14 protein-coding genes are annotated in these 16,583 nt (G+C 67.4%); 12 read left to right on the forward strand and 2 right to left on the reverse strand.

Features of this window, described 5'->3' with window-relative positions:
* Window positions 1-8 precede the first annotated feature (8 nt).
* The 7 genes from AB839_RS06635 (at window position 9) to AB839_RS06665 (ending at window position 6,008) form a co-directional block, all read left to right on the forward strand.
* Window positions 9-479 carry a phage holin family protein gene (locus tag AB839_RS06635; protein WP_004153834.1) on the forward strand — a complete coding sequence of 157 codons (471 nt, stop codon included), beginning with the start codon at window positions 9-11 and terminating at the stop codon, window positions 477-479.
* A complete protein-coding gene (locus tag AB839_RS06640; RefSeq protein ID WP_061478759.1) occupies window positions 476-937 on the forward strand; it encodes a hypothetical protein in 462 nt (153 codons plus the stop codon). Before AB839_RS06635 ends, AB839_RS06640 begins: the two co-directional genes overlap by 4 nt.
* A gap of 67 nt (window positions 938-1,004) precedes the next feature.
* A complete protein-coding gene (locus AB839_RS06645; RefSeq protein ID WP_061478760.1) occupies window positions 1,005-2,114 on the forward strand; it encodes an AI-2E family transporter in 1,110 nt (369 codons plus the stop codon).
* A gap of 31 nt (window positions 2,115-2,145) precedes the next feature.
* Window positions 2,146-2,865 (forward strand): HAD-IA family hydrolase, encoded by a 720-nt coding sequence (locus tag AB839_RS06650; RefSeq protein WP_053499497.1) that lies wholly within the window; start codon window positions 2,146-2,148, stop codon window positions 2,863-2,865.
* 3 nt (window positions 2,866-2,868) lie between these two features.
* Window positions 2,869-4,236 carry a M17 family metallopeptidase gene (locus AB839_RS06655; RefSeq protein ID WP_061478761.1) on the forward strand — a complete coding sequence of 456 codons (1,368 nt, stop codon included), beginning with the start codon at window positions 2,869-2,871 and terminating at the stop codon, window positions 4,234-4,236.
* Window positions 4,237-4,371: 135 nt separating this feature from the next.
* A complete protein-coding gene (locus AB839_RS06660) occupies window positions 4,372-5,475 on the forward strand; it encodes a catalase family peroxidase (RefSeq protein WP_061478762.1) in 1,104 nt (367 codons plus the stop codon).
* A complete protein-coding gene (locus tag AB839_RS06665; protein ID WP_005420561.1) occupies window positions 5,472-6,008 on the forward strand; it encodes a cytochrome b in 537 nt (178 codons plus the stop codon). Before AB839_RS06660 ends, AB839_RS06665 begins: the two co-directional genes overlap by 4 nt.
* A gap of 554 nt (window positions 6,009-6,562) precedes the next feature.
* Here the strand turns inward: AB839_RS06665 and AB839_RS06670 are convergent.
* Together AB839_RS06670 and AB839_RS06675 are read right to left on the reverse strand one after the other, a co-directional pair.
* On the reverse strand, window positions 6,563-7,165 hold the full coding sequence (locus tag AB839_RS06670; RefSeq protein ID WP_005420563.1) for a response regulator transcription factor: 603 nt from the start codon (window positions 7,163-7,165) through the stop codon (window positions 6,563-6,565).
* Window positions 7,162-8,385, reverse strand: a complete 1,224-nt coding sequence (locus tag AB839_RS06675; RefSeq protein ID WP_061478763.1) for a sensor histidine kinase — start codon at window positions 8,383-8,385, stop codon at window positions 7,162-7,164. Before AB839_RS06675 ends, AB839_RS06670 begins: the two co-directional genes overlap by 4 nt.
* Before the next feature lie 327 nt (window positions 8,386-8,712).
* On the opposite strand from AB839_RS06675, the gene AB839_RS06680 reads away from it, so the two are divergent.
* From AB839_RS06680 to AB839_RS06700, 5 genes are all read left to right on the forward strand, one after another.
* On the forward strand, window positions 8,713-9,960 hold the full coding sequence (locus AB839_RS06680) for an efflux RND transporter periplasmic adaptor subunit (protein WP_061478764.1): 1,248 nt from the start codon (window positions 8,713-8,715) through the stop codon (window positions 9,958-9,960).
* Window positions 9,961-10,062: 102 nt separating this feature from the next.
* A complete protein-coding gene (locus AB839_RS06685) occupies window positions 10,063-10,752 on the forward strand; it encodes an ABC transporter ATP-binding protein (protein ID WP_005420572.1) in 690 nt (229 codons plus the stop codon).
* 14 nt (window positions 10,753-10,766) lie between these two features.
* Complete coding sequence (locus tag AB839_RS06690) at window positions 10,767-11,924, forward strand: ABC transporter permease (RefSeq protein ID WP_061478765.1); 1,158 nt, start codon at window positions 10,767-10,769, stop codon at window positions 11,922-11,924.
* Window positions 11,925-11,936: 12 nt separating this feature from the next.
* Window positions 11,937-13,253: an ABC transporter permease gene (locus AB839_RS06695; RefSeq protein ID WP_061478766.1), complete on the forward strand. Its 1,317-nt coding sequence runs from the start codon at window positions 11,937-11,939 to the stop codon at window positions 13,251-13,253.
* A 410-nt stretch (window positions 13,254-13,663) separates the two neighbouring features.
* Entirely contained in the window at window positions 13,664-16,489 is a 2,826-nt protein-coding gene (locus AB839_RS06700) for a TonB-dependent receptor (protein WP_061478767.1), read from the forward strand.
* Window positions 16,490-16,583: the final 94 nt, after the last annotated feature.

The following is a 16,583-nucleotide window of genomic DNA, read 5'->3' on the forward strand; positions in this document are numbered from 1 at the left end:
GCCGCGGCGTGAGCGAAGACAACGCGCAAGCCCCTGATCCGGCGGCTACCCCGCCGCTGGATGAGAGCATCCGCCAGGTTGGCGCGGCCGGTCGTGCCGCTGCCGACTCGGCCAAGCACTCGCTGCGTTCGCTGCGCCGGTTGGCCTCGGCCGACTTCGCGCTGGCTCGCAGCGCATTCGGCCGTGCACTGGCCTGGGCCGGGGTAGCGATCGTATTTGGTGCGTCGGCCTGGCTGCTGATGGCCGCCACCCTCATCGCCCTGCTGCAAAGCTGGGGCCTGAGCTGGCTACAGGCCCTGCTGATCACCTCGCTGCTGAGCCTGGCCGTCACCGGTTATGCGATCTGGCGGGTGTCCTACTTCTTCCACCACACCGGCATGCACGCCACCCGGCGCCAGCTGTCCCGCCTGGGCCTGTTCGACGAGCCCAGCGAAGACGACCCCGATGCCGATGTGCAGCTGCCAGAGGGCAAGCCATGAAGTTCGGTGCGCTGCAGCGGCGGGTGAAGCGCTGCGAACAGGTGGTGACCGTACGCCTGGTCGAGACCCAGGACCACTGGTCCACGCTCAGCCAGGTCTGGCGCCAGGGCTGGTCGCCACTGCGCATCGTGGTGGTGGGCCTTGCCGGTGGCTTCATTGCCGGCAAGCTGGAAATGCCGGGCAAGGTCAACGGTGCGCGCTGGCTGCAGATGGTCGGTTCGGTCTCGAACCTGTTCGCCAGCGCGCAGGCGGCGTTCGCCACGGCGATGGCGGCGCAGGCGGCGGCCACCGCCGACGATGCGGCCGAAGAAGCCGACAACGCCAGTGAACAGGCACAGGCGGCGGCCTCCGCCGCTGAAGCACGGCCCGCACCGGCAGCGCGAGCTGTGCCGGAGCCGGAACCGGACCTGCGCGAACCGCGCCCGGCCGAGGCGGCCACCGAACTGTCCGAACGTTGATCCATGGAATCCGCCGCGCCGATGGCGGCCGGCGGATAATGCGCTCCCCCTTCCGGCTGATGCGTCGATGAGCGAGTCCTCCCTGTCCCTGTCACCAGCCGATCCGCAGGACCCGGAGGCACCGCTGCCGCCTCCGTCTCGCCCACGCGGGCCGATGTCGCTGGTGGTGCTGGCGACCCTGGCGGTGGGCTACACGCTGTGGGCGGCGCAGGACATCATCCTGCCGGTGCTGCTGGCGATGTTCTTCGCGCTGGTCGGCAACCCGATCCTGCGCCTGCTGCAGAAACTGTGGATTCCGCGCGCGCTGGGCGCGCTGCTGGTCCTCGGCGCCGGCCTGGGCGTGACCGGTTCGTTGGCGGTGCAATTGATCGGCCCGGCGATGGAATGGGCGCAGGAAGCCCCGCAGCAGCTGCGCAAGGTCGCCCGCCAGGTGCAGGACCTGACCAAGCCGGTGCAGCAGGCCAACCAGGCGGCGGAGAACTTCGCGCGCGTCGCCGGCGGCGACAGCAACCATAAGGTGCAGGTGATCCGCACCCAGCTCGACGACCCGTACCGCATGCTGACCCGCGCGCCACGGCTTGCCGCCTCGGTGCTGGCCGTGGTGCTGCTGACCCTGTTCTTCATGATCTACGGGCAGAGCCTGCAGCGCGCGGCGATCGCGCTGTTCCCGAACCGCCAGCAGCAGCGCTTCACCGCCGACATCCTGCGGTCGATCGAGCGCGAAGTCTCGCGCTATGTGCTGACCATCAGCGTGATCAACACCCTGGTCGGGCTGGTGTTCGCTGGCGTGCTGATGCTGCTCGGCATCGGCCTGCAGGAGGCGCTGCTGTGGGGCACGGTGGCCGCGCTGCTGAACTTTGCCCCGTACGTCGGTCCGCTGATCGGCGTGGCACTGATGCTGCTGATGGGCTTCGTGGAATTCCGCGACCCGCTGCAGGCGCTGCTGCCGGCGGCCGCGTACCTGGCCCTGCACACTCTGGAAGGGCAGATGGTGACCCCGATCGTGCTGGGCCGGCGCATGAAGCTGTCGCCGCTGGTGCTGATCCTGGCGCTGATGGTGTTCGGCTGGGCCTGGGGCATGATCGGCCTGCTGCTGGCGGTGCCGCTGCTGGTCTGCATCAAGCTGGTACTGGCACGGCTGGACGGCATGCAGGGCTGGGCACGGCTGCTGGAATGAAAGCCCGCGCGGGCAGGCGTAGAATGGAGGGGTGAATTTCCCTGTCCAAGCCATCACTCTCGACCTTGACGACACGCTGTGGCCGTTCGCTCCGATTGGCGCCCGCATCGACCTGGTCCTGCACGAGTGGATGCGTGAACACAGCCCCGCCACCGCCGCGATGTATCCGGTGGCGGCGATGCGCGAACTGCGCGAGCGCCTGTACCACGCCCATCCGCACCTCCACCACGACCTGAGCGCGCTGCGTCGGCTGACCCTGCACGAAGCGCTGCACGCCAGTGGCGCCAGCCTCGATCTGCTGGAGCCAGCGTACGAAGCGTTCTACGCCGCGCGCAACCAGGTCGAGTGCTATCCCGATGCGATCGATGCGCTGGCGAGGATTGCCGCGCGGGTGCCGGTGGCAGCACTGAGCAACGGCAATGCCGATCTGGAGCGGATCGGCCTGGCCCATCATTTCGCCTTCCAGCTGGGCGCGCGCGAACACGGCGCGGCCAAGCCGGAGGCAAGCATCTTCCATGCCGCCTGCACCCGCCTGGGTGTGGCGCCGGCACAGGTACTGCATGTCGGCGACCACGCCGAGATGGACGTGGCCGGGGCGATCGCCGCCGGCCTGCGCGGGTGCTGGATCAACCGCGAAGCAGCCACCTGGACCCATCCGAAACTGCAGCCGGACCTGCAGTTCGACACCCTCACCGGCCTTGCCGACTGGTTGGACGCCAACCTCGACGCCGCCGCATCCCGGAGTACCTGACGCATGAGCGAGATCACTGGTTTCACCGCCGACACCGCCGCAGCGCTGCCGCTGTACGTGCTGGACCGCGAGCAGTTCGCCGCCTGGAAGCAAGGCCAACCGGCCGCCACCCAGGCCTGGCTGGCCTCGCAGGGTTTCACTGCCGGTGCGCACAGCGTGGCCCTGCTGCCCGGCAGTGAGGGCCTGGCCGGCGCGGTGATGGGCGTGGGTGATCGCGCCGATGCCTACAGCTATGCACATGCGCCGCACGCCCTGCCGGAAGGCAGTGTCTGGCAGCTGGCCAATGAACTGCCTGCCGCCGAACAGGCGCTGCTGCAGCTGGGCTGGGGTTTGGGCAGCTACCGCTTCGACCGTTACCGCAAGCGCAACCGCGCCCCGGCGCAGCTGGTGGCCGCACCGTCCGGCGAAGTGGCCGACCTGATCGCCGCCAGCCTGCGCGTGCGCGACTGGGTCAACACCCCGACCGAAGACATGGGGCCGCAGCAGCTGGAAGACGCCGCGCGTGCACTGGCCGATGCACATGGTGCGCAGGTCGAGGCGATCACCGGCGATGAACTGCTGAAGCAGAACTTCCCGGCCATCCACGCCGTGGGCCGCGCGTCGCACCGCGCGCCGCGTCTGGTGGTGCTGCGCTGGGGCAAGGAAACCAACCCGGCACTGGTGCTGGTCGGCAAGGGCGTGTGCTTCGATACCGGCGGCCTGGACATCAAGCCGGCCGACGGCATGCGCAACATGAAGAAGGACATGGGCGGCGCCGCGCATGCGCTGGCCCTGGCCGGCCTGGTGATGGCGCGCGGACTGCCGGTGCGGCTGACCCTGCTGGTGCCGGCGGTGGAAAACGCGATAGGTCCGGATGCGTTCCGCCCGGGCGAAGTGATCGCCACCCGCAAGGGCCTGAGCGTGGAGATCGACAACACCGATGCCGAAGGCCGCGTGATCCTGTGCGACGCGCTGACCTTCGCTGGTGAGCAGAAGCCGGACCTGGTGCTGGATTTCGCCACGCTCACCGGTGCCGCACGCATCGCGCTGGGTCCGGATCTGCCGGCGCTCTTCAGCAACGACGACACGGTGGCGCAGCAGTGGCTGCAGGCCGGCGACGCAACCCGTGACCCGGTCTGGCGCATGCCGCTGTGGCGCCCCTACCTGCGCTATCTGAGCAGCGGCATCGCCGACCTGGCCAATGCCGGTTCGCGCATGGCCGGCTCGGTGACCGCCGCGCTGTACCTGGAGCGCTTCCTGGAAGACAGCCAGCGCTGGGCGCACCTGGACGTGTACGCCTGGAACGACGGCGAACGCCCGGGCCGTCCGGCCGGTGGCGAAGCGCTGGCGCTGCGCTCGGCCTGGGCGATGCTGAAGGCGCGTTACAGCTGATCGGGTGGATGCCGACCTTGGTCGGCACGCCGTCCCCGGCAAATCTGACGAAAAATTGAATTTCGGCCTCGGCCGGGTTCTGCGAGGATGTGTGGGTCGACCACCCACACGCTCCGTGAAGGCAGGACTCCGACCATGTCGCTCTTCGGCTACACCCGTTCCGGCCAGACGCCGGGCGCACCGCGCAAGCATTCCCCCCTGCTCTGGATCGCGCTGATCGCGCTCATCCTGGGAACCGTGGTGCTGGCCTTCGCCTGGCTGGCCGGCTGGATGGGCGACCGCCTCACCGCGCAGCGCTTCACCGACACCATCGAGGCCACCGGCCCGGCCCATCCGGGCTTCCGCCGTGCACACAGCAAGGGCATCTGCGTAAGCGGCTGGTTCGAACCCAGCGCGCAGGCCCCTACCCTGTCCAGTGCCCGGGTGTTCTCGCAGACCCGGGTGCCGGTGATGGGCCGCCTGTCAATCGGTGGCGGCGACCCCTACGGCGCCGACAACACCGCACGCGTGCGCAGCCTGGCGGTGCAGATGGTCAGCGATGATGGCCAGGAATGGCGCATGGCGATGAACAGCTTCCCGTTCTTCGCGGTACCCACGGCCGAGGCGTTCTACGAGCAGACGCGCGCCTCGATTCCCGACCCGGCCACCGGCAAGCCGGACCCGCAGAAGATGGCGGCAGTGCTGGCGAAATACCCCAGTGCGCAGGCGTTCCAGCAGTGGGCGAAGACAGCGCCATGGACCAGCAGCTGGGCCGACACCACTTTCAACAGCGTCAACAGTTTCTGGTTCACCAATGCGCAGGGCCAGAAGCGTGCGGTGCGCTGGCGCTGGCAGCCGCTGGCGCCGGTGGTGGAGATGGATGCGGAAGCGCGCAAGCAGGCCAGCGTCGATTTCCTCAGCCAGGAACTGCAGCAGCGCCTGGCCCGCGGCCCGGTACGCTGGAACCTGGTCGTGACCACTGCCGAGCCCGGCGACGCCATCGATGATCCGTCGGTGCCGTGGCCCGAGTCGCGTGACCAGGTAGTGGCGGGCGTACTCAGCCTGGACCGCATGCAGTCGCAGGAAGAAGGCGCCTGCGGCCAGATCAACTTCGATCCGCTGATCCTGCCCAGTGGGGTGCGCGGCAGTAATGATCCGATCCTGGCGGCCCGCTCGGCGGTGTACTCGCAGTCCTTCAACCGCCGTGAACGCGAGCGCGCCAGCGGCAACGTCGAACAACCGAAGGAGGCCGCACGATGAGCACCGGCAACGGCCACTTCAACCTGCTGGCGCGGGTGCTGCACTGGTCCATGGCACTGATGATCGTCGCCATGCTGTTCATCGGCGTGACCATGGTCGCCTCGCTGCACCTGCGTCCCGCGCTGATCGACCTGCACCGCCCACTGGGCATCGCGATCCTGTTGCTGGCGCTGCTGCGCCTGTACAACCGGCTGCGCCATCGCCCACCGGCGCTGCCTGCCGACCTGCCGGTCTGGCAGGGGGTGGCGGCCAAGGCCTCGCACTGGATGCTGTACGCGCTGATGCTGGCGATGCCGTTGATCGGCTGGGCGATGCTGTCGGCTGGCGGATACCCGATCGTGCTGTGGGGAGGGCTGCACCTGCCGCCGATCGTGCCGCATACCCCGGCGCTGTATGCCGCGCTGCGCAATGCGCACAGCCTGTTGGCCTATGTGTTGTTCGCCACGGTGCTGATGCATGTGGGTGCGGCGTTGTTCCACCTGTGGGTGCGGCGGGACGGGGTGTTCCAGGCGATGGCGCGCGGGAAGGAGTGATGATCGGGTTCGCCGGGAGTTCCCGGCGGATCGTTTCCGCAACCGCGGAGGGGTGTCACTTTCTTTGCGCGTGCAAGGAAAGTAACCAAAGAAACACGCCGCCAGAACGCGAGCCGGCGCTATGCGCCGGTACCCTGCGCTTCTCGGTGAATCAGGGGCCGGCGCCGAACTCGCTGCGCTCAGACATCGGCGCCTCTGCGCCCCTGATTCCCCTGCGATGCTCGGCTCGCTAAAAGGCGGAACCAACGTCAAAGGCGGAAGCTGCACCCAGTAGATCCACGCCATGCGTGGATGCTCTTGCTGTTGATCTTGACCTTCAAGTCCGCCTTGAGCGAGCCGAGCACCGCAGGTCCGGCGAGGGCGAAGAGGCGCGGGTGTCTGAGCGCAGCGAGTTCCCGCGCCGTACCTCGACGGACCGAGGAGCACAGGGAACCGTCGCGTAGCGGCGGCTCGCGGCCGGCGGAGCGTTTCTTTGGTTACTTTCTTTGCGCGCAAAGAAAGTGACACCCCTCCGCGGTCGCGGAAATGACATCACCGGGAAACGCAAGGCGCCGCTACAACCACCCCTTCTGCCGCGCCAGCCGGTACGCCTCAATGCGATTGGCCACGCCCAGCTTGCCGATGCACTCGGACAGATAGTTGCGCACCGTGCCGTGCGACAGCCCCAACTGCTCGGCGATCTCGCTGGCGGTGCGGCCCTCGCCCGCCAGCCGCAGCACGCGACGCTCGCGGTCGGTCAGCGGATCGGCCTGCGACCACGCATCCAGTGCCAGCTGCGGGTCGATCGCGCGGATGCCCTGCTTCACCTTGCGCAGTGCCTCGGCCAGGTTCTCGGCCGGTGCGTCCTTCAGCAGGTAGCCCAGCACGCCGGCTTCCAGCGCGCGGCGCAGGAAACCTGCGCGGGCGAAGGTGGTCACGATCACCACCTTGATCGGCAGCTCGTGACGCGCGATGCGCTGTGCAAGCTCCAACCCGGACAGGCCCGGCATCTCGATGTCGGTCACCAGGATGTCCGGCTGCAGCTGCTGCAGCATGCGCCACGCGGTTTCGCCGTCCGCGGCGCTGCCCAGCACTTCGATATCCGCTTCCAGGCCCAACAGCGCCGACAGTGCGCCGCGTACCATCGCCTGGTCTTCGGCCAGCAGGATGCGGATCATGCGGCACCGTCCTGCACCAGCGACGGCGGCACGCCTGGCGGCAGCGGTGTGGTCGCAGCGGCCAGTGGCACGCGCACGGTCAGCACCGTGCCCTCGCCCTTTGCGGACTGCACCTGCAGGCTTCCACCCAGGGCGGCCACGCGTTCGCGCATGCCGCACAACCCATTGCCCTCCGCCTGCACGCCGCCACGACCATCGTCGCGGATCTGCATCGCCAGCATGCGTCCCTCCAGCATGAACTCCACCCGTGCCTGCGTCGCCTGTGCATGGCGCACGATATTGGTCGCGGCCTCGCGCAGCACCAGCGCCAGCCCGCGTTCGACATCCACCGGCATCGCCGGTGGTGGTGCGTACTGAAGGTGTACCTGCTGGCACTCCAGCAGCAGCCGCGCCGATGCCAGCTCGCCGGCCAGGTCGCTGGCGCGGATACCGGTGACCGCACTTCGGACCTGCGCCAGCGCCTCGCGGGCGATGGCCTCGGCCTCGCCGATCTCCTGCCGCGCGCGTGCATCACCGCGGTCGTGCAGCTTGCGCGCCAGTTCCAGCTTCAACGTGATCAGCGACAGGGTGTGGCCGAGCAGGTCGTGCAGGTCGCGGCCGATGCGTTCGCGCTCGGCGGTGGCTGCGAGCCGCCGCACCTCGTCCTGCGAAAGCTGCAGTGCCGCATCCTTCTGCTGGTTGAGTGCCTCCACGTTCACGACCAGGCCGACGATATAGGACACGGCGGGGATCCAGACCAGGCTCTGCCACGGGTACTGGAACAGCAGTGCGAGGCTGCAGAACAGGAGGTTCAGACCAGTGAGCTGCAGCAGATACTGCCACCAGCCGCCGCGACCGCTCACCCGCAGCAGCACGCAGCCGAACACGAAGTAGGTCAGCCCGGACGGGTACCAGGGCAGCAGCACCAGCGACATCGCGATCAGGCCCAGGGCATAGCGCGGGGCGTGATGGCGCGGCGCCACCATCACCTTGGCGTACAGCAGCAGGAACACCGGATAGCTGGCCAGCGTCAGCAGCAGCCAGCGCATGGTAAAGCCATGGCCGAGCAAGGGCGTCAGGAAGATCCACACCGACCACAGCAGGTGGATCGCCTCGCTCCAGGGTGATTTTCCCCGGCGCAGCGTCTCGGCCACCGCCGAGTCCGGCGCGGGGCGCAGCAGGGAGGCAAGCCAGGTGGACGGCACAGGCGGTTCCAGGCGGGGATGATCGCCGCCGATCATGCCAGTTCGGCCGGCTGCGCGCAGGCGCCGCCGCCGGCCAGTTGGCACCGGCGCAACCGAGCGCAGATCACGGTACGCTTGGTGGTGCCGCTGCGGCGGGCCGGCAATGGGGCGATCGGATCCACGAGCGGTACCGGTAGCGGGAACGTTGCCATCCTGTGCCGCCGTGGTCACATTTCGCAGTTGCCGCCGTCAGTGTCATCGGATGACAGCTGTCACTGCCGTCATCGCTGTACCTGCCTTCATGCTGTGCCGCACGCTCCACCGCCGGAACCGCCGTCGTCCGCGCTTCCGGCCACACCCGCCCGAACGCATGTGATGGAACGAATGAACGCTTCTGCCGAGCTGTTGAAGGAACTCCGTATCGACCGCAAGTCGCCGCCGCCGGCCTCCCGAGGCAATGGCGGTGGTCGCCGCGGGTTGTGGATCGCGATCATCGTGGTCGTGCTGCTGGTCGCCGCGGCCGTGGCCTACCTGTTCGGTCGCGCACCGGCCGTAGAGGTGGAAACCGCTCCCGCCGTGGCCATCCAGCAGGGCAGCGCCAGCAGCTCGGTGCTCGACGCCAGTGGCTACGTGGTCGCCCGGCGCATGGCCACGGTATCGGCCAAGATCACCGGCAAGGTGCGCGAGGTGATGATCGAAGAAGGCATGCGGGTCGAGGCTGGCCAGGTGATGGCCACGCTCGACCCGATCGATGCCGACGCGCAGCGCAGCCTGTACGCCTCGCAGCTGCAGGCCGCACGCAGCCAGGTCGCCGGGCTGGAGGCGCAGCAGAGGCAGGCCGCCGCCGAAGCCAGCCGCCTGCAGGCGCTGGTTGGCCAGCAGCTGGTCTCGCGCTCGCAGTACGACCAGGCCGTGGCCCAGCGCGACAGCCTGCGTGCGCAGCTGGATACCGCGCAGCGCAACGTCAAGGTTGCCAACGACCAGCTGGCCATCGCCGATCTGGGCGTGGACAACAACATCGTGCGCGCGCCGTTCTCCGGCGTGGTCACCGCCAAGGCGGCGCAGCCCGGTGAGATCGTTTCGCCGCTGTCGGCGGGTGGTGGCTTCACCCGTACCGGCATCGGCACCATCGTGGACATGGACTCGCTGGAGATCGAAGTGGAGGTCGGCGAGGCCTTCATCGGCCGCGTGCAGCCGAAGATGCCGGTGGAAGCCACGCTCAACGCCTACCCGGAATGGAAGATTCCCGGCGAGGTGATCGCCATCATCCCCACCGCCGACCGCGGCAAGGCCACGGTGAAGGTGCGCGTGGCGCTGAAGGTGAAGGACCCGCGCATCGTGCCGGAGATGGGCGTGCGGGTCAGCTTCCTGGAACAGGCGCAGCCGCAGGCCGCGGCCAAGCCGCAGGGCGTGCGCGTGCCGGGCGGCGCCGTGGTGCAGCGCGACGGTGCCTCGGTGGCCTTCGTGCTGGGGGACGGGAACCGCGTGCAGCAGCGCACGGTCGAGGCCGGCCAGGCGATGGGCAAGGACCGCCAGATCCTCAAGGGCGTGAGCGCAGGTGAGCCGGTGGTGGTGAACCCACCCGACACCCTGCGCGATGGCGCCAAGGTGCAACAGAAACAAGCGCAGTAACGGCCTGGCGCCCGTGGGCGCGGCCGGCAGCATCGCTCGACGCACGCCTGCGGCCACCGCAGGTTCGCTTCCCCGTTTCCCGCTTCCCGTGGAGAACCACCCATGTCGACCCTGGTTTCACTGCGCAACATCACCAAGACCTACCAGCGTGGCCCCGAGCAAGTGCAGGTGCTGCACGGCATCGACCTGGACATCGCCAGCGGCGACTTCGTTGCGCTGATGGGCCCGTCCGGTTCGGGCAAGACCACCCTGCTCAACCTGATCGGCGGCCTGGACAGCCCCACTGGCGGCGAGATCAGCATCGAGGGCGAGCGCATCGACCAGATGAGTGGCGGCCAGCTGTCGACCTGGCGCAGTCACCATGTCGGCTTCGTGTTCCAGTTCTACAACCTGATGCCGATGCTGACCGCGCAGAAGAACGTGGAACTGCCGCTGCTGCTGACCCACCTCAGCGCGGCGCAGCGCCGCCGCAATGCCGAGATCGCGCTCACCCTGGTCGGCCTGGCCGACCGCCGCAGCCACCGCCCGAATGAACTGTCCGGCGGCCAGCAGCAGCGCGTGGCGATCGCCCGCGCGATCGTCTCCGACCCGACCTTCCTGATCTGCGACGAACCGACCGGCGACCTCGACCGCCAATCGGCCGAGGAGATCCTCGGCCTGCTGCAGCAGCTCAACCGCGAGCACGGCAAGACCATCATCATGGTCACCCATGACCCGAAGGCCGCCGAGTACGCCACGCACACGGTGCACCTGGACAAGGGCGAGCTGGCCGACGCGCCGCTGGCCCACTGACGGAGGCCACGGCGATGAAATACTTCTCGTTGGTGTGGGCACAGCTGTTCCGCAGCCGTACCCGCACCCTGCTGACCCTGCTGTCGGTGGTGGCCGCGTTCCTGCTGTTCGGCATGCTCGATTCGGTGCGGGTGGCGTTCTCGTCGGGTGGCAGCGTGGAAGGTGCCAACCGGCTGATCGTGGCCTCGCGGCTGTCGATCACCCAGTCGCTGCCGATCCGGCTGGAAGCACAGGTGCGCCAGGTAGCCGGTGTCCGTGACGTGGCTTATGGCATGTGGTTTGGTGGCATCTACCAGGACCCGAAGAACTTCTTCCCGAACTTCTCGGTGTCACCCAACTACTTCGATGTCTACCGCGAGCTGCAGATCGATCCGGCACAGCTGGAGGACTGGAAGCAGACCCGCACCGGCGCCATCGTCGGCGAAACCCTGGCCAAGCAGTTCGGCTGGAAGATCGGCGATACCATCCCGCTGCAGGCGACGATCTTCCCGCGTGGCGGCAGCAATGACTGGCCACTGGTGCTCAAGGGCGTCTACCGCTCCAAGGACCGCGCGCTGGCCGCCAATGAAGAACGCCAGCTGATGATGAACTGGAAGTACTTCGACGAATCCAACGACTACATCAAGAACCAGGTGAGCTGGTACACGGTGACGCTGGACAACCCGGACCACTCTTCGCGGGTGGCACAGGCGATCGATGCGATCTCGGCCAACTCCGACCACGAGACCAAGACCCAGACCGAATCGGCGTTCCAGCAGGCCTTCGTCAAGCAGTTCGCGGATATCGGCATGATCGTCACCTCGATCATGGGCGCGGTGTTCTTCACCCTGCTGCTGTTGACCGGCAACACCATGGCGCAGGCCGTGCGTGAGCGCGTGCCGGAGCTGGCCACGCTGAAAACGCTGGGCTTCAAGGACAGCACCGTGCTGACCCTGGTGATGGTGGAATCGGTGCTGCTGATCGGCCTCGGTGGCCTGATCGGCATGGGCCTGGCCGCCCTGATCCTGCCGGCGATCGGCCCGAAGAGCATGGGCATGCTGCCGCCACACGTACCAACGCCGACCTGGCTGATGGGGTTGGGCCTGATCGTAGTGATCGGCATCATCGTCGGGCTGCTGCCCGCGCTGCGTGCCAAGCGCCTGAAGATCGTCGATGCACTGGCCGGCCGCTGAGGAGGATTGCAGATGAACAAGCTCAAGAAATGGCTGGGCAACGGCGTAACCGTGCTGCTGCTTGCGATCGGCCTGGTGTTGTGGATCGGGCTGCCGTGGTTTGGCGTGCTGGCCGTGGCCGTGCTGGTAACGCTGTGGCTGCTGCTGACCCGCGGTGGACGGCTGGCGTTGGCCGCCACCCGCATCGGCGTGGCCAGCCTGCCGCAACGCTGGGGCGCGTCCTCGGTGATCGTGGTCGGCATTGCCGGCGTGGTCGGCGTGCTGGTGGCGATGCTGGCGATGGGCGAAGGCTTCCAGGCCACGCTCAACAACACCGGCGATGACACCACTGCCATCGTGCTGCGCGGTGGCTCGCAGGCCGAGACCAACTCGGTGATCACCCGCGAGCAGGTACCCATGCTGTCCACCCTGCCCGGCATCAGCCGCGATGCGCAGGGCCGGCCGTTGTTGTCACCGGAGCTGTCGCAGGTGGTCAACCTAGTGTCCAAGTCCGATGGCACCGACGTCAACGCCCAGTTCCGCGGCGTCGGCCCGCAGGCGTGGGCGGTGCATGACAAGGTCAAGATCGTTGAGGGCCGCAAGTTCGCCACCGGGCTGCGCGAGATCGTGGTCGGCCAGGGCGCCAAGGGCCAGTTCCGCGACATGGAGGTCGGCAGGACGCTGACGCTGGGCAACCAGACCTGGACCGTGGTCGGTGTGTTCGCCACTGGCGATGCGCATGATTCGGAACTGTGGACCGACGCCGATACGCTGGCCACCACCTACCAGCGCAGTGCCTGGCAGTCGATCAGCGTGCGTACCGATGGCAAGGCCGGCTTCGATCAGTTCAAGGCGGCCGTCGCTGCCGACCCACGCCTGAAGCTGGACGTGGAAACCACCCGCGTCTACTACAGCAAGCAGGGCGGCGGGCTGACCAAGCTGATCGACATCCTGGGCAAGGTGATCGGCACGATCATGGCGGTCGGTGCGGTGTTCGGCGCGCTCAACACCATGTATGCGGCCGTGGCCACGCGCGCCCGCGAAATCGCCACCATGCGTGCGATCGGCTTCCGCGGCCTGCCGGTGGTGACGGCGGTGATGCTGGAAACTATGCTGTTGGCGCTGCTCGGTGGCCTGCTCGGCTGTGCGGTTGCATGGCTGCTGTTCAATGGCTACAGCGTGTCCACCATCGGCAGCAACTTCAGCGCGGTGGTGTTCAAGTTCCACGTATCACCGGAACTGCTGTGGACCGGCCTGAAATGGGCACTGGGCATCGGCCTGGTCGGCGGCCTTTTCCCGGCGCTGCGCGCGGCGCGTTTGCCGATCACCACGGCGCTGCGCGAAACCTGAGCATCATGCAGCGGTGGACTGCGCATCACGCAGGGGACGGAGCGAAGGCTCCGTCCCTTTTTCGTTGGCGGGGTCAGATCCCTTCGCTACGCGAAGGGATCTGACCCCGATCTCGATGCAGTAGATCCACGCCATGCGTGGATGGATGCCTGCGCACATGCACTGCTACAGATTGCAGGAAACCCGCCGCTATCGATGCCTCTGCTCATCGCAAACGCAGCGCGCGTGACGCTGCGCACAGTGCATCTGTGGATTGTTGGTTGCGATTCATCTTCGCGCACTTCCAGCGGCGTCGAGACAAACCGTTACGAATGGAAACATTCTAGAATCGCGCCCCCCACGTTGGTTTGCAGCACCCCACGCGCCCATAGAACGGGCGCATGTTTTTACTGAAACACGAGATTTCACGGATGTCCCTGAAAACCAATCCGCTGCGCAACGCGATCGTCATCGCGCTGGCCGCCAGCTGCACCGCCCCCGCCTTCGCACAGAGCGCCGGCGATACCCCGACCAACCTCGACCGCATCGAAATCACCGGCTCGCGCATCCGCCAGGCCAGTGTCGAAACCGCACAGCCGGTGGTCGCGCTCAACCGCGCCGAGATCGAGAAGAAGGGTTACGTCAACGTCGCCGACATCCTGCAGAACATTCCTGCCGCCGGTGCACCGAGCATGAGCCGCGCCTCGTCGCTGACTTCTTCGCGCGATTTCGGCGGCATGTACGTCAGCCTGCGCAACCTCGGCCCGGAACGCAGCCTGGTGCTGATCGACGGCCGCCGCATGGGCGTCAGCGCCGGCGGCTACTCCGACCTGGCCTCGATCCCGTCGTCCATCGTCGAGCGCGTGGAAGTGCTGACCGACGGCGCCTCCGCGCTGTACGGCTCCGATGCCATCGCCGGTGTGGTCAACATCATCACCCGCAAGAATTTCGATGGTGGCGAAGCCAGCGTCTATGTCGGCCAGTACGGCCAGGGTGACGGCCAGAAGCGCGCCTACAGTGCAACCTTCGGCAAGACCTTCGAACGCGGCTGGTTCAGCGTGGGCGCCGAGCGCACCAAGGAAGACGAGGTGCTGGGCAAGGACCGCGAGTTCAGCCGTTACACCAACGGCCCGCGTCACCCGAACGATGGCCTCAACGGCAACACGCCGTGGGGCTACGTCACCGTCGGTGGCAAGAACCTGACCGTGGGTCCGGGCGGCGACCCGAGCAAGGCCGGCAACTTCCATGCGCCGGACCCGGCCGATGGTGCCAACACCAAGTCGAACATGAGCCTGCTGACCGGCCTGGAGCGCACCTCGGTGTTCGCCAACGGTGGCTTCTCGATCACTGACAACCTGCGCATCGTCGCCGACGCGCTGTACAGCAAGCGCGAGTCGACCAAGCACCTGGCCGGCTACCCGTACTCGGTCAGCGCCGCGCAGGCCCGCAATGGCAGCCGTGCCGCCCTGTCCAAGGACAGCGCGTTCAACCTGTGGGGCCAGGATGCGCTGTTCGCGCACCGCACCGAGGAACTGCCGCGCGGCACCGAGAACAACCTGGAAACCAAGCGCGCCAGCATCGGCCTGGAAGGCAGCTTCGAAACCGGTTCGCGGTACTGGGACTGGAACATCAACTACATGTACAACCGCAACGAAGGCGAGCGCATCGGTACCGGCAGCATGTACCAGCCGCACGTCAACCTGGCCGTCGGCCCGTCCTTCATGGACGACAACGTGGCCCGTTGCGGTGCGCCGGGCGCGGTTATCACCGGCTGCGTGCCGTGGAACCCGGCCGCCCCGATGGGTTACACCGGCCCGGGCTCGCTGAGCAACCAGGACGTGCAGGACTACCTGTTCACCCGCTTCGTCGACAAGATGCAGAGCACCACCAAGGTCGCCAGCGGCAACATCTCCGGTTCGCTGTTCACCCTGCCGGCCGGCGACATCCTGGCCGCGATGGGCTTCGAGCACCGCAGCGAGGAGGCCAGCTACACGCCGGACATGAAGGTGCAGAAGGGCGAGATCGCCGGCACCAGCGGCCAGCCGACCCGCGGCAACTACTCGCTCAACGAGGTCTACCTGGAACTGCAGGTGCCGCTGCTGGCCGACCTGCCGTTCGCCCGCGAACTGTCGCTGGACGTGGCCGGTCGTTACTCGGACTACAACAACTTCGGTTCCACCACCAACAGCAAGTTCGGCCTGAAGTGGAAGCCGATCGACAGCCTGCTGGTGCGCGCCACCTACGGCACCGGCTTCCGTGCGCCGACCGTGGATGACCTGTACGGCGGCACCGTCAGCAGCCGCGACTCGTTCACCGACCCGTGCGATACCTCCTTCGGCACCGCCGCCACCAGCCCGGCCGTCGCTGCCCGTTGCCAGGCGCTGAAGGTGCCGGCCAACTTCCGCCAGCTCAACAGCGATGGCAGCGTGGCCACCAAGCCCGGCCAGCAGGCCACCACCGATTTCAGCTCGGGTTCCAACCCGGACCTGAAGCCGGAAACCGCCAAGACCTGGACCGTGGGCCTGGTCTACAGCCCGGACTTCGTGCAGGGCCTGGACGTCAGCCTGGACTGGTGGAAGATCCGCATCAACAACGCCATCGTCGGTGAGTCGGCCACCAACATCCTGGAACAGTGCTACGTGCAGGGTTCGGATGCTGCCTGTGGCCGCTTCACTCGTGGCAGCAACGGCCAGGTCAACTCGCTGGACCGCTCGCTGGTCAACGCGGGCTACCGCGAAACCGCCGGCTATGACATCAACGTGCGTTACCGCCTGCCGGAAACCGCGTTCGGCAAGTTCGCCGTCAACTGGAACACCACCTATACCGATTACCTGGAGCAGCGCAACGACAGCGCCGCCACCACCCCGGTGGAACAGCGTACCGGTTGGGCCGGCGACTTCCGCGTGCGTTCCACCTTCAACCTGGATTGGCAGTACGGCGACCTCGGCATCGGCTGGACCGCGCGCTACTACTCCAGCATGAAGGAGAAGTGCTCGTACATGGACGAGTGCAACATGCCGGGCTTCAACTCGTCGTACACCAGCGCCTCGCCGACCAACAAGGTGGGCTCCAACACCTTCCACGACCTGCAGGTGCGCTACAGCCTGCCGTGGGATGGCACCGTGTCGCTGGGCGTGAACAACGTGTTCAACCACCAGGGCCCGATCATGTACAGCCAGCCGAACAGCAGCTTCACCTACTACGGTGGCTTCGACATCGGCCGCTTCATGTACATGAAGTACCAGCAGCGCTTCTAAGCCTGCAACCGCGTTCCCGTCACGGCCATCTCTCTCCTGGCCGTGGATGGAAGCAGAACGGCGCCCCTCGGGGCGCCGTTCTTTTTTGCGTGGA

The sequence above is a fragment of the Stenotrophomonas sp. DDT-1 genome (genome assembly GCF_001580555.1).
GTDB classification, from domain to species: Bacteria; Pseudomonadota; Gammaproteobacteria; order Xanthomonadales; family Xanthomonadaceae; genus Stenotrophomonas; species Stenotrophomonas sepilia.

What these genes read in the sequence shown, in the direction of transcription:
- AB839_RS06640 (WP_061478759.1), top strand. Translation starts at nt 476, where the DNA reads ATGAAGTTCGGTGCGCTGCAGCGGCGGGTGAAGCGCTGCGAACAGGTG.
- AB839_RS06645 (WP_061478760.1), top strand. Translation starts at nt 1,005, where the DNA reads ATGAGCGAGTCCTCCCTGTCCCTGTCACCAGCCGATCCGCAGGACCCG.
- AB839_RS06655 (WP_061478761.1), top strand. Translation starts at nt 2,869, where the DNA reads ATGAGCGAGATCACTGGTTTCACCGCCGACACCGCCGCAGCGCTGCCG.
- AB839_RS06660 (WP_061478762.1), top strand. Translation starts at nt 4,372, where the DNA reads ATGTCGCTCTTCGGCTACACCCGTTCCGGCCAGACGCCGGGCGCACCG.
- AB839_RS06665 (WP_005420561.1), top strand. Translation starts at nt 5,472, where the DNA reads ATGAGCACCGGCAACGGCCACTTCAACCTGCTGGCGCGGGTGCTGCAC.
- AB839_RS06670 (WP_005420563.1), bottom strand. Translation starts at nt 7,165, where the DNA reads ATGATCCGCATCCTGCTGGCCGAAGACCAGGCGATGGTACGCGGCGCA.
- AB839_RS06675 (WP_061478763.1), bottom strand. Translation starts at nt 8,385, where the DNA reads ATGATCGGCGGCGATCATCCCCGCCTGGAACCGCCTGTGCCGTCCACC.
- AB839_RS06680 (WP_061478764.1), top strand. Translation starts at nt 8,713, where the DNA reads ATGAACGCTTCTGCCGAGCTGTTGAAGGAACTCCGTATCGACCGCAAG.
- AB839_RS06685 (WP_005420572.1), top strand. Translation starts at nt 10,063, where the DNA reads ATGTCGACCCTGGTTTCACTGCGCAACATCACCAAGACCTACCAGCGT.
- AB839_RS06690 (WP_061478765.1), top strand. Translation starts at nt 10,767, where the DNA reads ATGAAATACTTCTCGTTGGTGTGGGCACAGCTGTTCCGCAGCCGTACC.
- AB839_RS06695 (WP_061478766.1), top strand. Translation starts at nt 11,937, where the DNA reads ATGAACAAGCTCAAGAAATGGCTGGGCAACGGCGTAACCGTGCTGCTG.
- AB839_RS06700 (WP_061478767.1), top strand. Translation starts at nt 13,664, where the DNA reads ATGTCCCTGAAAACCAATCCGCTGCGCAACGCGATCGTCATCGCGCTG.